13 protein-coding genes and 1 tRNA gene are annotated in these 15,105 nt (G+C 35.7%); 7 read left to right on the top strand and 7 right to left on the bottom strand.

What is annotated here, in order from left to right; genetic code table 11:
- Nucleotides 1-17: 17 nt before the first annotated feature.
- From CLU97_RS23130 to CLU97_RS24155, 7 genes are all read left to right on the top strand, one after another.
- The gene (locus tag CLU97_RS23130; RefSeq protein ID WP_121490208.1) at nt 18-1,463 is read left to right on the top strand and encodes an MFS transporter; all 1,446 of its coding nucleotides are present in this window, start codon (nt 18-20) and stop codon (nt 1,461-1,463) included.
- Nucleotides 1,459-2,514 carry a DUF3810 domain-containing protein gene (locus CLU97_RS23125; protein WP_121490221.1) on the top strand — a complete coding sequence of 352 codons (1,056 nt, stop codon included), beginning with the start codon at nt 1,459-1,461 and terminating at the stop codon, nt 2,512-2,514. The genes CLU97_RS23130 and CLU97_RS23125 overlap by 5 nt, the downstream gene beginning before the upstream one ends.
- A gap of 758 nt (nt 2,515-3,272) precedes the next feature.
- Nucleotides 3,273-4,787 (top strand): vitamin K epoxide reductase family protein, encoded by a 1,515-nt coding sequence (locus CLU97_RS23120; protein WP_121490207.1) that lies wholly within the window; start codon nt 3,273-3,275, stop codon nt 4,785-4,787.
- A gap of 188 nt (nt 4,788-4,975) precedes the next feature.
- Complete coding sequence (locus CLU97_RS23115) at nt 4,976-7,171, top strand: peptidase domain-containing ABC transporter (protein WP_121490206.1); 2,196 nt, start codon at nt 4,976-4,978, stop codon at nt 7,169-7,171.
- Nucleotides 7,172-7,232: 61 nt separating this feature from the next.
- Nucleotides 7,233-7,427, top strand: a complete 195-nt coding sequence (locus CLU97_RS24440) for a bacteriocin-like protein (protein ID WP_410493431.1) — start codon at nt 7,233-7,235, stop codon at nt 7,425-7,427.
- A gap of 45 nt (nt 7,428-7,472) precedes the next feature.
- Entirely contained in the window at nt 7,473-8,243 is a 771-nt protein-coding gene (locus CLU97_RS24160; protein WP_228437919.1) for an HlyD family secretion protein, read from the top strand.
- 82 nt (nt 8,244-8,325) lie between these two features.
- Entirely contained in the window at nt 8,326-8,769 is a 444-nt protein-coding gene (locus CLU97_RS24155) for an HlyD family efflux transporter periplasmic adaptor subunit (protein ID WP_228437918.1), read from the top strand.
- A 387-nt stretch (nt 8,770-9,156) separates the two neighbouring features.
- Here CLU97_RS24155 and CLU97_RS23105 read toward each other — a convergent pair.
- The 7 genes from CLU97_RS23105 to greA all read right to left on the bottom strand — a co-directional run bounded on the left by CLU97_RS23105 (nt 9,157) and on the right by greA (nt 15,080).
- A tRNA-Met gene (locus CLU97_RS23105) sits at nt 9,157-9,230 on the bottom strand.
- A gap of 44 nt (nt 9,231-9,274) precedes the next feature.
- Entirely contained in the window at nt 9,275-10,567 is a 1,293-nt protein-coding gene (locus CLU97_RS23100; RefSeq protein ID WP_121490205.1) for a TlpA family protein disulfide reductase, read from the bottom strand.
- Nucleotides 10,568-10,628: 61 nt separating this feature from the next.
- Complete coding sequence (locus tag CLU97_RS23095) at nt 10,629-10,853, bottom strand: signal peptidase (RefSeq protein WP_121490204.1); 225 nt, start codon at nt 10,851-10,853, stop codon at nt 10,629-10,631.
- A 5-nt stretch (nt 10,854-10,858) separates the two neighbouring features.
- A complete protein-coding gene (locus tag CLU97_RS23090; protein WP_121490203.1) occupies nt 10,859-12,835 on the bottom strand; it encodes a T9SS type A sorting domain-containing protein in 1,977 nt (658 codons plus the stop codon).
- A gap of 74 nt (nt 12,836-12,909) precedes the next feature.
- Nucleotides 12,910-14,097, bottom strand: a complete 1,188-nt coding sequence (clpX, locus tag CLU97_RS23085; RefSeq protein ID WP_121490202.1) for an ATP-dependent Clp protease ATP-binding subunit ClpX — start codon at nt 14,095-14,097, stop codon at nt 12,910-12,912.
- 69 nt (nt 14,098-14,166) lie between these two features.
- A complete protein-coding gene (locus tag CLU97_RS23080) occupies nt 14,167-14,556 on the bottom strand; it encodes an HIT family protein (protein ID WP_121490201.1) in 390 nt (129 codons plus the stop codon).
- A gap of 53 nt (nt 14,557-14,609) precedes the next feature.
- Complete coding sequence (gene greA / locus CLU97_RS23075) at nt 14,610-15,080, bottom strand: transcription elongation factor GreA (protein WP_121490200.1); 471 nt, start codon at nt 15,078-15,080, stop codon at nt 14,610-14,612.
- Between the last annotated feature and the right edge of the window lie 25 nt (nt 15,081-15,105).

Here is a 15,105-nt window from a genome sequence, read left to right as displayed (position 1 = left end):
TGAAATCTATAATAAATATGTCAAATTATTCTAAACAAACCAATTGGGCTCAATTCATTCCGTTGGTTACCGTATTCTTCTTTTGGGGATTCGTAGCAGCCAGTAATGATATTCTGATCCCTGTTTTTCAAAAAGCCTTCAATTTATCCCAAACTGAAAGTATGCTTGTACAGATATGCTTTTATGTAGCGTATACTGTAGGTTCTTTAATTTATATGCTTGTATCAAAGAGCCTGAAACAGGATTTGATCAATAAAATCGGGTACAAAAACGGTCTTATTGTGGGACTTCTTATTTCCGCAATGGGAACTTTACTGTTTTATCCGGCTGCCAATATGCATTCTTTCCCTTTAATGATCTCCGGATTATTTATTGTAGGTTTAGGATTCTCTCTTCAGCAGATTGTGGCCAATCCGCTTGCTATTGAGGTAGGTCCTACGGAAACCGGATCTCAGCGATTAACGATGGCAGGTGGTATCAACAATTTAGGAACTACCATAGGACCGCTTATTGTAGCGTTTGCTATTTTTGGTTCTGCCAGCGCTGGTAACACAGAAGCGAGTATAGAAAGTGTGAAAGTACCTTATCTTATATTAGGAGCCGCTTTCGCTCTTGTAGCTCTGATGCTTAAATTCTCGTCTCTTCCAGCTGTAACTCCTACTAACACGGAGAACACAGATGATAAAACTTTGGGAGAACACAGAACATCGGCTTTCCAGTATCCTCAATTGGTCATGGGAATGATCGCAATCTTCGTTTATGTAGGAGTGGAAGTTTCCACAGCGAGTAACCTTCCTGCTTATATGGAAAAGAATTTAGGGTTTGAAACAAAAGATGTAGCACCTTATATCTCTTTATACTGGGCTTCATTAATGATTGGCCGTTGGACAGGTGCCGTAGAGGCATTTGACGTGAATGCGGGCTTCAAAAAAATCTTAAGATTCTTAGCTCCTTATCTTGCATTTGGTGTATTTTTATTTGTAAACGCCATTGCTAAGCATGATCTTTCTCCTTTCTATGTATATGGATTTATCATTATTGCTATGATTATCTGTGATATTTTAAGTAAAGGAAACCCGGCAAGAATGCTTCTGATTTTCTCTTTAGCAGGGATTACAGCTTTATTAACAGGAATGTTTACTACAGGAATGGTATCTGTATATGCATTTACCAGTGTAGGTCTTTTCTGCTCCACGCTATGGCCATGTATCTTCGCATTGGCAATCAACGGGCTTGGAAAGCATACCAACCAGGGTTCCGGATATCTTATTATGATGATTATGGGTGGAGGTATTGTAAGCTTTATCCAAGGTTATATTGCAGATCTTATTAATATTCACTTTAGTTATATCGTGGGGGTTATTTGTTTTGCTTATCTTGCATTCTATGCGATCCGTGTAACCGGGATTCTAAAAGCTCAGGGCATTGATCTTGATAAAATATCTAAAGGCAGTGGTCATTAATACAAAAACAATATATAAAAAGAAAAGATTTTGGGCAGGTGTATTACTTGCCCAATTTCTTTTGTTCTATGTCTTCTCAAAATCCGGAATAATGATTTCTTTTTTTGAGAATTTTTTCGAACTTCAAAAAGGAATACACCAGATGCTGTTCAGCTGGGTTCCGTTTTCCGTGGGAGATCTTCTCTATATTATACTGGGAGCTTTCCTCTTATATTATATAGTTACTTTATTCAGAAAGAACAGAAGGCATCAGTCTTTACTCAGAATTCTGATGATCATCAATGCATTTTATTTTATCTATCAAATTTTTTGGGGCATGCTGTACTTTCAAACCCCGATTATAAAAAAATTGACCAGCCAGAAAGAACCGGATATAGAAAAAGCAAAAAAGCTTGCTATTATATATCTTGAAAAATGCAAAGCAACACGTCAGGCCGTACATGAAGACCGCAATGGAATATTTATCATTACGAACCTTACTTTTATACAAAAGGAGATTCTGCACCAGCAGGCCAAACTGCCGTCTTATATCTCGGGTAAAAAAGCACCACAGATTCTGGATATTAAACCTAGTTTATTCAAAAATGTAATGAATTTTACAGGAATTTTGGGCTATTATAATCCTTTTACCGCAGAAGCCCAGTATAACTCTGAGCTTCCCCATACCTTCATCCCTTTTACTACAGCTCATGAAAGTTCTCATCAATTAGGTTTTGCCAGAGAGCAGGAAGCTAATTTTGTAGGGTATTTGATAGGTGCTCATTCCAATAATTTGGAATTGAGATACAGTACTGAATTTTTTACTTTAAAAAGTCTTTTAAGATTCATTGTGGAAGAAGATCCGGAGTTTGTAAAGAATGTTCTTCATCATTATTCTCCCGGTATGAAAAGAGACCGTGCTTATGAAAAGAGCTTTATTTTCCGTCATCAGGGATGGCTGGATGATTTCTTTGGACTCACCAATAATTTATTTCTGAAAAGTAATCAGCAGGAAGGTTCTGTAACATATTCTTACTTTATAGATCTTCTTTTAAATTATGAGAAAGCATAAAAAAAGAATCGTATCAGGCGATACGATTCTAAAAACACAAATGATGAAAAAAAATTTATTACCTTGACTTGTTCCCTCATTCAAGGCGATGTAAAAGTACAATATATTTTATAAATACAAAAACATTTCCATCCTTTTTTAAAACTTTAAGAAAACTTTATGATTTTTTATGTTTTTTTGAGTTCATATCCCAATATGACAAATCGCAACCAAAATACCTATTTAGTATAAAAACATCGTTTAAATAACATGAAAACTATTAAATATCCATAAAATTAAACAAATGTTTAAATAGATAATATTCTATTTTTTCAATATTTCACTAATTTTAAAATTGGAGTTATTCACTCAATTTTATGACATATTTCTAAAATTTAAGTGTCAAAAAAATCAGCAGCTTTCTGATTAAAAAATGACAAAATTTTTGATTATTTTTTGAGAACAGAGCAAGGAAATATATCTTAAAATTCAAAAATATCTGCTAAAGGGAAATCTTGCTTATATTACTAGAAACTATACATATGAAAATCTTACATTTTCAGAAATACTTCTCATTATTTTCCAGCAAAACAACTCTGAAAAATATGCTGTTTTCAGAGAAAGTCTCTACTTTACAGTGAACTCTTAAATTCAAGTTTCATAAAATAAAATACTGAAGATCAAATAAAATCCACCAACAACCATCTATATCTCACTAATAAAAGAAAAAAATTTTTGTATATTTAAAACATCTGTGTATTTTAGATAAAAATATTAATATGATTTTTGACAAACTAATCAACCATCTAAAACTCGATAAACAGGAGTTCATTTTCCAGTTCAACTCCCATCCCAATTACCCATCTGCACTGGCTTTTAGTGATACGCTTAACTTTATGGGAGTAAAAAATGATGCTTATGAACTCGACAAAGAATATTGGGATGAACTTCCGGAAGAATTTATTGCAATTGTTGAAAACTCATTTTCCCTTATAAAAAAGTCAGGAACCAATTATTCAGTATATTCAGAAAAAGCAAAAACCTTCGGCAAAGAGGAACTTTATACCAAGTCAACAGATTTTGTACTGCTGTTTGAAAAAACGGAAAATGCCGAAAGTAAGCTCGCATTTAATTTTAAGCCGGTTCTTTATATTATTTTTGCAGCCGTTCTAGCTTATTCACTCATCAGCCAGACTGTTTATGAAGCCATCTTCAATCTTCTTTCTTTGGCCGGAGTTTATATTTCCCTGGAAATTTTCAATCAGAAATTTGGAAACACCTCTACCGTTATCGGAAGTATTTGTGGAGGCGGCGGCGCTGCAGCAAGCCAGACTGTCAACTCATGCGATAAAATCATCAAGCAGGATAAAACCAGTATTTTAGGATTAAAATTTGCAGATTTCTCCCTGATCTATTTTGCCGGACTTGCTATATTAGGACTGTTCTTACCAACTACAGCTTATATTGTAAAAGGTTTTACATTCGTTTCTGTACTGGCAATAGGATATTCTCTATATATTCAGGCTTTTGTAGAAAAGACATTTTGTAGAGTATGCCTTTTGATTATTTCAATCCTTGCAGGGCAGTTAGTAATCAGCAGCTTATTCTTCCAAAATTTTTCTTTCAGTATTGGAGCTCTCCTATTGACAGTTATTCTATGGGCACTTGTTTTCTCGGCAATTATTTATTTCAACACGTTGCTTGAACAAAAAGAGACGCTTCAGAAGTCGAATGCGAAAAATCTTAGATTCAAAAGAAACTATGAGCTTTTCAAAAATCAGATGGAGCAGAATCAAAAAATCGAATTCCAGGATACGGAAACTTTCGCAGTAGGGAAAAGAGATGCTAAGCTTCGTATTTCTATTGTTTCCAATCCGTATTGTGGGTTCTGTAAAGATGCTCACAAACTGGCAGAAGGTCTTCTGGAGAAATATCCGGATAATATTTCTTTACAAATGAGATTCAATTACACCCCGGAGAGAGCACCAGAGAAATACACGCAGCTTATTTCAGATTTAACCCATATCTACCACAACAAACCTGAAAAAGAATTTCTACACGCTGTAGAAGAATGGTTTGAAACAAAGGACGAAAGCAAGATCAATGCGCTTTCCGGAGGAAACGTTACCTCAGAAAACCTGAATCCATTGGTGGAAATGTCTATGGAAAACAGCAATGCAGGATTAAGCTTCACCCCCATCTTTATTATCAATGGGTATCAGTTCCCGGACAAGTATGATCGTGAAGACATTTTATTCTTCATTGATGAATTAATAGAGGATGATGAGATTTAATAAATAAATCCCACCGATTCAAAAAAATCCCTATCTTAGGAAAAACAAAATAACCATCTGAAAAGATGCTGAAGAGCAGAAAAACAGTGATAAATGGGACTATTTTTAGTTTCGTTTCATTGAATTATAATTGAATTAAAGCAAAAATGTCGTCATTTGTTGACGACATTTTATAATGAGTAGTAGTTTTGAAAAAAAAATTTCCATTTTATAAGCAGCCAGACACTAAAGATTGCGGCCCTACATGTCTTAGGATCGTAAGCAAGTATTATGGTAAAAGTATATCGCTGCAGCAGATTCGTAACCTATCTGAAACCACCCGTGAAGGAAGCAGTCTTTTAGGACTGAGTGATGCAGCAGAAAACCTGGGATTCCGTTCTATGGGAGTCCAAATAGATTTCAACACCCTTGTAGAAGAAGTTCCTTTCCCTTGTATTGCACACTGGAATAAAAACCACTTTGTAGTTGTTTATAAAATTGATAAAAACAACAAAGTATATATTTCAGATCCCAGTTACGGACTGATCACCTATACACGGGAAGAATTCATAAAATCATGGATTGGAGAAAATGCCAACGAAAATACAGAAGAAGGAATTGTCCTGATTCTTGAAACAACACCTGCATTTTTTCAGACTGAATTTGATGCTGAAGAAAGTAAAGCCAGCTTTACTTTTCTTTCCAAATACCTTTTGAAATATAAAACGCTTGTTATTCAGCTGGCCGTTGGCCTTTTGGGAGGAAGTTTACTTTCCCTTATTTTCCCGTTTCTTACCCAAAGTATAGTAGACGTCGGGATCCAAAATCAGGATATTAATTTCATCTATGTAGTTTTACTTGCACAGATTATGTTATTCCTGGGAAGAATGGGAATTGAAACCATACGAAGCTGGATTCTTCTTCACCTTTCAGCAAGAATCAACATTTCCATTATCTCCGATTTCTTTATCAAATTGATGAAACTTCCGATTAGTTTCTTTGATACGAGAATGACGGGAGATATTATGCAGAGAATTAATGACCACCACAGAATTGAACAGCTTCTTACCAGCTCATCATTAAATACATTGTTCTCACTGGTAAACCTTATCATTTTCAGTATTGTTTTGCTGTTTTATGATTACAGATTATTTCTTGTTTACCTTGTTGGAGCAGTATTGTACATCGGATGGATCAGCTTTTTCCTGAAAAAGAGAAAAGAACTTGATTATAAAAGATTCTCACAGGTATCTCAGGAACAGAGTAAAGTTATTGAGCTTATCAACGGAATGCAGGAAATCAAAATGCATAATGCCGAAAAACAGAAAAGATGGGACTGGGAATTTCTTCAGGTGAAACTGTTTAAAATCAGGATAAAATCTCTTTCACTAGAACAATGGCAGTCTGTAGGAGGTAACTTTATCAACCAGATGAAAGATATACTGGTGAGTTTCCTTTCTGCAAAGCTCGTTTTAAGCGGAAATCTTACTTTAGGGATGATGCTTTCCGTTCAGTACATTATCGGGCAGCTGAACAGCCCGCTTTTGCAGCTTATCGACTTCATCAAGCAGACTCAGGATGCTAAAATTTCCCTTGAAAGATTAGGTGAGATTCATGATAAAGATGACGAAGAAGACAAAAATGAACAATACGTAATGGATGTTCCGAAGAGAGATATCGAAATCAAAGATATGTCATTCCGGTATATTGGTTCGGATGTGCCTGTTTTTGAAAATTTAAGCCTTACCATTCCTTATCAGCAGACTACCGCAATTGTAGGAGCCAGCGGAAGCGGTAAAACGACACTATTGAAGCTATTGATGAAGTTTTATGATCCTGATCAGGGCGAAATCAGAATCGGAAACACCAATATGAAAAATATTTCTCCAAGATACTGGAGAGATCATTGTGGAGTGGTAATGCAGGAAGGATACGTTTTCAACGATACCATTGCCAATAACATCGCGGTAGGTGAAGATCATATCGACAAACAAAAACTGAGACGTGCGGTAGAAATTGCCAATATCAAAGATTTTATTGAAAGCCTTCCATTAAGCTACAATACAAAAATCGGGAACGAAGGAGTTGGAGTAAGCGGTGGTCAGAAGCAGAGACTTTTCATTGCCAGAGCTGTTTACAAATCCCCAGAATACATTTTATTTGATGAAGCTACTTCTGCACTGGATGCCAATAATGAAAAAGTGATTATGGAAAACCTTGAGCAGTTCTTTAAAGGTAAAACAGCTGTGGTTATTGCTCACCGACTTTCCACAGTAAGACACGCTGATAAAATCATTGTACTGGATCATGGAAGAGTGGTAGAAGAAGGAAGCCATGCTGAATTGGTAGATTTAAGAGGAGAATATTACAGATTGGTAAGAAATCAGCTTGAATTAGGCAGCTAATCAACATATAGCGGTATCCGAAAAGCTTATAGAGTAGGAAAACTAAAAACTAATATTCATCATGAAAAATCTAAAAAAACTTTCGAGAAAAGAACTGACAGCTGTCAGTGGAGGGGTAGTTTTACCTGGCAACAACTGTTGCGGATCTTGGTGTCTTGGCAGTTGGGTGCCATGTCGTATAAAGCACTTTGAGTGCCCACCGGATGCTGATACTTCAGCTCCTGAATGGTATGATGGAAACTGTCCATTTAATTAAATTATATTCCCCCTGAAATATTGGGGGAAATTTTACTACATAACAATGAAAGAAGACGTTTTAGACAATATTGAACTCCGCTCAGAAAGCGTACAGGATATTTTGACCCAGCCGCCACATTGGATGATCCGCTGGGGAAATACTGTGATATTTGTTATCCTCCTGCTGATTCTCTTAATGAGCTACATTATAAAATATCCGGAATTTGTACCGGCTCCTATTATTGTGACTTCTCAGAACCCGCCAGAAAAAATAGAGGCAAGAACAAGTTCCAAAATAGAAAAAATATTCATAAAAGACCATCAGGAAGTCAAAAAGAATGATGTCCTTATGGTCATGCAGTCTGCAGCCAATTATAAAGACATTCTGGAACTGAAAACACTCATAGATTCCATTACTCCTGATAAGCTATACTCCTTCCCTATTGCCCAGGCTTCAAGATTCAAATTGGGAGAACTACAGGGGGAGTACAATAGTTTTGCAAAAGCATTTCAGGATGAAGCACTTTTTACAAGATTACAACCTTATGCTCCGGAAAATCTGGCAGCCAACCAAAGTATTTCTGAGTATAGAGTAAGAATAGCCACTTTAAAACAGCAAAAAAATCTAGAGTCAATTAAATATGATCTGACTAAGAAAAATTTCAACAGATCTCAGGAACTTTTCAACCAGGGGTTATTTCCGCTATGGAACTTGAGAACGAAAAAATCAAATATCTTCAGGCTCAGCAAAACCTGGAAAACCTTAAAATCTCCATTTCTCAAATGGATGAAGGAATTTCCAATCTTAATAAACGAAGAGCGGGACTGCCATTAATACAGAAAAAGACAGAATTACATATTCTTCACAAACTTTACAGCTTCTTGAGCAATTAAGAAAATCGTTAAAACAGTGGGAATTGAATTATCTCGTTATATCATCTACAGATGGTGTGGCCAGTTTTCAACAGTTTTTTGGCGAGAATCAGTTTGTAAAAGTGGGAGAACCTATCCTTTCTATTCTTCCTAGAAACAAAGAGCAGCTGGTAGGCAGAATGTCTGTTCCTACCACCAACTCAGGAAAGATTATTCCAGGTGAAAAAGTATTGATTAAACTAGATAACTACAGATTCCAGGAATATGGTATTATTGAAGGAAAAGTACAGAACATCTCTCTGATTCCGGATGATAAAGGAAATTATTATGTAGATGTAGTTTTACCAAAAGGATTAAAAACGAGCTACAACAAAACACTTATATTCGATAAAGAACTTAGAGGCAGCGCAGAAATTGTAACACAGGATCTCCGACTGATTGAAAGATTCTTCTATCAGATTAGAAAGCTGCTTGGATATCAGGTTTGATAAAAACCATACAAAAAAACAAAAGCCGTTTTACAGATTGTAAGACGGCTCTTTTATTGCTGTATTTTAATAACTTTTATTCAAACGGAAAAAGAATGTCTTCATTATTCATTTAACCCCCTATTATACGGGTTCAAATACTCAGATAGGCAATTTGTACATAAAAATCCAGATCGTCCTAAAATAGGCTATCAAAAAGCTATTATGAAGATAATAATAATCCTAGTCAGTTATGATGGAATGAGAATGATAGGATACAATAGAAAAACGGAAATTATCCCATAATATTCTATAGGAAGACCATTATTGATAGAAATGAAAAGATAGAATTAGAATTTTTATAAAAAGAAAAACCGCAATCATTAAATCAATGATTGCGGTTTATTGTAGCGAAGACGGGAATTGAACCCGTGACCTCAGGGTTATGAATCCTGCGCTCTAACCAACTGAGCTACCTCGCCGTTTTGGTGGTGCAAATATAGAAAATATTTCTTTACCTCCAAAATTATTTTAACTTAAAATATTCCAAAACATCGCCAACATGGTCTGGTTTGCTGATAATCTTATTGTTAGCATCCAAAATAAAATATGTTGGTGTTGCATGAATATTGTACGTATCTGTATAACTACTGTTCCAACCTCTCAATTCGGAATCATTCACCCAAGGAAATGCGGCAATTTTTTTAGTATAAGAATCTTTATCTACATCTAAAGACAACCCTACAACCTGAATATTTTTTGATTTCAAATCATTGTATTTCTCAAGAAGCTTCGGCAATTCACTTTCACAGTGCGAGCATGTGGAAGACCAGAATACAACAACCTTCTTATCTGCCTTAATATCATATAAAGATTTCGCTGTCGTATTTACAGGTGACTGGAACTTATAATTCGGGAAAGCAGCGCCCATTTCAATGTTTGCATTCGCCTTCAATGTAGAAGCAAGTCTTTCAGTAATGGTACATTTAAGATTCTTGGCAAGCCCCAAATATTTAGTCTTATATTCATCCATCTGATAGACATCAAAAATATCAATCAGTTCAGACAATACAGTCTGCCCTCTTGGAGTCTCCACTTTTAAGCGGTCTAACAATGCATCAACAGATTTTGTAACATTGGTGTTGCCTCCAGAGTTCAGATAAGCTACCAATATAGGTCTTAATAATGATGAGCTTTCTAACATATCCCCAGACTTATCCAGAAAGTTAATAATTTCCTCCTGATTCACTTTTTTGGTTGAATCAGGTGAATTAGAGAGAAACTTGCTGTAATTCGTATTATAATATGAAATGAACGGATGCTGAGCTGCGTCAATAGAACCTGAGTTACCAGAAAGTCTGTCAATCTCAGTCTTCAGAGCTTTTCCAAAGTCTGTATTATCTTTATAATACTCTTTAATCTGCGACAAAGCCGGCAAAATAAGTTCTTTCTTTTGCGAACCCTCCTGTTGTTTGCTCATCAGATTGTTGGCTTCATCCAGATAAGCAACATCTTTCACTTTATTATTCTGGATATCCAGCTTAAAGTTGACATCCTTATTTTCAGAAATAAAGCTCACAGTGTTATTCGAACCAGGGAAATAGACCTTCATCATTCCCATATAATTGCTGGGATATTTAAAAGTCCAAGTACTATTCTTACTTTTTTCTTTAGTAACAATAATATCTTTCGAACCGTTTAATGTATATAGAATAGCGTCCTGATCTTTAAAATCTGCCGGAGTCTGAATAGTAATTGTAAACTGAGCCTGCAGAGCAAATGCAGCCAAAACTGCAGATAGCGTATAAATCTTTTTCATAGAGTAAAAATAAAAAAACTCTCTGATTAATCAGAGAGTTTACTGTTATTTTAATAAAATTTTATGCTTTTACGCTTTTATACTTTTTTGTAAAGTAAACAATAAATCCAATTGCTACGATACCAAGTACATATACATACATATCAATGGGTGAAGCGGGTTGTCCTGTACCATTACCTCCGTTACCTCCTCCCCCTGGGATTGCTGGCTGTGGCATAGTATCAGCATATGCCAAAGATACAACAAATAAGAAAAATGCCAGTGCTAGTTTATTAATAGTCTTCATGTGGTTTATTTTAAGATTTTAGTGTTAACAGTTTCTCCTTTATCAGAAACGATTTTTACAACATATGAATTTTTAACTGAGCCATCTAGCTCGATTACAAAATCTCTGGTTGTTTCAACCGCCTTTTTAGAGATTACCAGTTTACCGCTCATATCATAAACTTGAATGTCTGCTTTTTTCCAGCTTGGATCAAATCTAACAATATAGTTTGAAATTGCTGAATTATAAACCACTAGAGTATTAGAAGTTTTAGGAGTAGTCTTATCTGTTGCTAGAGTAAGATTACTTGGTTCTCCATAATATAAGTTAGCTTCCATATTTGTTACAGGTACAGTATCTCCTTGCTTAGCTTCAATTAGATTACCATTTTCTGCTTTATAGTAGAAACCGATTCCTGAAGATAACTGGTGTGCTCCATTTGGAATTAACTCAGTATTTTCTCTGATTTCAAACTTATAAGACTTCACCTGATCGTAGAAGTTTCTTAACTTAATATTTTTACCTTGGAAGTTATCTTCATTAGCCTCGTTGATATACAACCAATAGCTATCTTTATATGTATTATCATATCCTCCGTTCAATGCCTCTTCAGATGTACCCATAAGGCCAGAACCTGCTGAAGACTGAACTGAAGTTGCTGCTGAAATTTGGTGTCCTGTTGTTAAACTTGGAGAAACAACATAATATGTTCTTCCAATTTCTTTTCCATTAGCATCCAAACCAATTACTCCAAGCTGTTTTATTGTGTTGCTTGCAGTTTTGCCATTAGCCATTTTAGCAGCGGTTACACTATAATTAGTTGCTGCTGCTCTTGCTGTAGAATTGAATCTTCTTAATGTATTAAAGTTCAAAGTCTGAGCAGTATTGTTTCTTAGCTTTATTTTAAATGACTGCATAGGTTTGATAACAACCTTATCTACGTCACCAGCTGCCAAAGCATATCCGTCACCTGAAGGAAAGAAAGTAACCACTTGAGCACCTGTAGCATAAGTAGAACCAGATGGAAGAGTAGTAACTGTACCTGGGTTATATTCAATACCCAAAATGTTACTCACAACATTTCCGTCAGACCCTGTACCATTCTCAGTATATCCGATATTAGATAAATCTAAATTGGTAAGGTAAGGGTTTCCGAACTGATACCAGTTTTGCCCGAATGTTCCAGCCCATGGACTTGTAGTAAACTCAAAACTGTCATCAAGATAAGTATTATACTTCTCGTTATAAGAGTTCACAGCGTTACCATTAGTTCCGAAAACAACATTAGAAGCTCCGATATTAGATTTCCCTGCATTTTGTAGTGCTACAGGAGCAGCATACGGTGCATTGGGTCTTCCGTTAATATTATATACGGTTGCTGCACCAGCAGGAGCACTTGGGTTCCAGTCATTACCGGTAACCTTTAGCATATAATATCCTGAAGGATCTGTAGTTGTAGTAGCTAAACTTGTAAAGTGCTTAGAAACAGCGTTAGCATTGTCCCATTGTAAGATTGGGTTGCTATATCTTCCGGTATTGAAAGTTTTACCTACTTCAGTAGATAAAGTACTTAGCGCCTTACCACTGAAAGGTAAAGCTACCTGTTGAAAATAGTTACCACTACCATTACTTGGTGTTCTGTATTCTTTGGTTACAATACCTGTGATATTAGACTGGGAAATTCCGTCAATGTACAACTGCCCATATGTAGAAGTTGCAAAGGTACCAGGAGTATTAAGTCTTAAAAGAATATTTCCACCATCGGTTTTATCTGCACCGGCAGCATCAATTGTCTTAAAAGCATCTGAACCAGATCCTACAACCATAATATTTCCATGTACATCCAAAATACCATTAGCTTTTGTTTGTACACCTCCACCACTATAAACTAGGGTGCCCTCACTCACATACATATTAGCATTAGCGTCAACATGACAAAGTATCTGCGCCTGAACAGAATAACTAATTGCTAAAAGACCTATAGCAAATAAACTTTTTCTCATTGTATAAATTATTTGTGTGTTAATACAATCTTTAACTGCAAAGGTATTATTTTTTTTCAGAAAAAAAAATATTTTTACCTATTAATCAAAACATTATCTTCCGTTAGTATGATCTCCTTGTCCTCTCCTATTGAAAACATGTAGTCTTCTAGAACTTTTTCGGTAGTCCCTCGAAGCCCTCTGGCGCCTAATCCTTTCTCAATAGTTTCCTCTACAATTCTCTCGATTGCACCATCCGTTATTACCAAATCTGTGCCATCCATCTTGAAAAGTTCCACAAATTGATTCACGATTGAATTTTTTGGTTCTTTCATAATTCTTACCAAGGTCTCTTTCGTGAGTTTATCGAGATAAGTGATGATTGGAAATCTTCCTAAAAGTTCTGGAATTAATCCGAACGTACGAAGGTCTATTGCATTAATATTTGTTAATATATATTCGTCTTCGTCTGTTTTGTTTATTTTTTCGGAGCTGAAACCTATCGCCTGCTTGTTCATTCTTCTTTCGATGATTTCTTTGATTCCGTCAAAAGCTCCTCCGGCAATGAACAATATATTCTGAGTATTTACCTGAATATATTTCTGGTCCGGATGTTTTCTTCCTCCTTGCGGCGGAACGTTTACGATGCTTCCTTCTAACAGTTTCAGCAATCCCTGCTGTACTCCTTCTCCGGAAACGTCTCTTGTAATACTTGGATTATCTGATTTTCTTGCGATTTTATCAATCTCATCAATAAAAACAATTCCTTTTTCTGCTTTTTCCACATCGTAATCTGCCACCATCAGAAGTCTGGACAAGATGCTTTCCACATCTTCTCCTACATATCCTGCTTCTGTTAAGATAGTAGCATCCACAATACAGAAAGGAACATTAAGCTCTCTTGCGATAGTTTTTGCCAGGAGCGTTTTACCCGTTCCCGTCTCTCCTATCATAATAATATTAGATTTTTCAAGTTCCACCTCTCTGTTTTCGTCCTGAGCGTGGAGCAATCTTTTATAATGGTTATATACAGCAATGGAAAGCTGCTTTTTTGCCTGATCCTGCCCAATCACATACTGATCGAGAAATTCTTTGATCTCTTTCGGCTTTTTAAGCTCTTCCATACTGTCGGCAGGTGAATATTCTTTTTTAGATGCGCCATCTTTTACAATAGCATGTGCCTGCTCTATACAATTTTCACAAATAAAACCATTCTGGCCAGAAATCAGCATCTGTACTTCATTTCTTTTTCTGCCACAGAAAGAACATTGGTTAGAATTCATATGATATAATATATATGTATATGTTAAAGAAAATCGTAAAAAATTACTTTTTTACGATCTTCTGATTTTTTAAGAATTAATAATTGAGTTTTGAATCTCTGTATATTCTTCGTTCGTTAATTTTAATCTTTCATTTCTGAAATTCATGTCTTCAATCTTATTTAAAGGAATAAGATGGATATGTGCATGAGGAACTTCAAGTCCTACCACTGCTACTCCCACTCTTACACATGGAATTGCAGTTTTGATCTTCTTGGCTACCTCTTGGGCAAATCCCCAAAGGTTTTTGTATTCTTCACTTTCAAGATCAAAAATCAAATCCACTTCTTTTTTAGGGACTACTAAAGTATGTCCTTTCACCAAAGGCATTGCATCTAAGAACGCCATAAAGTTTTCGTCTTCTGCAATTTTATAAGAAGGAATCTCGCCATTGATGATTTTTGTGAATATAGTGCTCATTTTATTGGAAGTTAGGTTAGATATCAGAAGTTAGAAATGAAACAGGTATCAGACTATAAAGAGATGTCTAATACTTCGAAAGACAGTTTGTTTCCGTTCGGTAAAGTAATTTCAGCCGTTTCGCCAATAACTTTTCCTAACAAACCTTTTGCAATAGGAGTGTTTACAGAGATTTTCCCTGTTTTCAGGTCGCTTTCGTTATCCGGTACCAATGTAAATACCTGTTCTTGCTTGGTAGCATTATTTTTAAGTTTCACTGTTGTCAGAATGGAAACTTTTGAAGTATCTAATTGGCTTTCGTCTATAATTTTAGAAGTAGAGATCACGTCTTTCAGCTTAGAAATCCTCATTTCAAGCATTCCCTGAGCCTCTTTAGCCGCATCGTATTCTGCATTTTCAGACAAATCTCCTTTGTCTCTTGCTTCTGCGATCTGCTGAGTAATTTTTGGTCTCTCCACAGTTTCCAACTGTTCCAGCTCAGCTTTCATTTTCTCTAGGCCCTCTTTAGTTACATAGCTTGCCATAATTTTCGAAATTTAGTTTTAGTAT

It is taken from the genome of Chryseobacterium sp. 7 (genome assembly GCF_003663845.1).
In the GTDB taxonomy this organism is placed as follows: Bacteria; Bacteroidota; Bacteroidia; order Flavobacteriales; family Weeksellaceae; genus Chryseobacterium.
The sequence above is the reverse complement of the archived record's forward strand: the minus strand, read 5'-3'. Positions and strand labels throughout refer to the sequence as shown.

Bases quoted from the DNA above. Each gene is read 5' to 3' on its own strand.
- CLU97_RS23090 (WP_121490203.1), bottom strand. From the start codon at position 12,835: ATGAGAAAAAGTTTATTTGCTATAGGTCTTTTAGCAATTAGTTATTCT.
- CLU97_RS24160 (WP_228437919.1), top strand. From the start codon at position 7,473: ATGAAAGAAGACGTTTTAGACAATATTGAACTCCGCTCAGAAAGCGTA.
- CLU97_RS23080 (WP_121490201.1), bottom strand. From the start codon at position 14,556: ATGAGCACTATATTCACAAAAATCATCAATGGCGAGATTCCTTCTTAT.
- CLU97_RS23100 (WP_121490205.1), bottom strand. From the start codon at position 10,567: ATGAAAAAGATTTATACGCTATCTGCAGTTTTGGCTGCATTTGCTCTG.
- greA (WP_121490200.1), bottom strand. From the start codon at position 15,080: ATGGCAAGCTATGTAACTAAAGAGGGCCTAGAGAAAATGAAAGCTGAG.
- CLU97_RS23130 (WP_121490208.1), top strand. From the start codon at position 18: ATGTCAAATTATTCTAAACAAACCAATTGGGCTCAATTCATTCCGTTG.
- CLU97_RS23120 (WP_121490207.1), top strand. From the start codon at position 3,273: ATGATTTTTGACAAACTAATCAACCATCTAAAACTCGATAAACAGGAG.
- clpX (WP_121490202.1), bottom strand. From the start codon at position 14,097: ATGAATTCTAACCAATGTTCTTTCTGTGGCAGAAAAAGAAATGAAGTA.
- CLU97_RS23095 (WP_121490204.1), bottom strand. From the start codon at position 10,853: ATGAAGACTATTAATAAACTAGCACTGGCATTTTTCTTATTTGTTGTA.
- CLU97_RS24440 (WP_410493431.1), top strand. From the start codon at position 7,233: ATGAAAAATCTAAAAAAACTTTCGAGAAAAGAACTGACAGCTGTCAGT.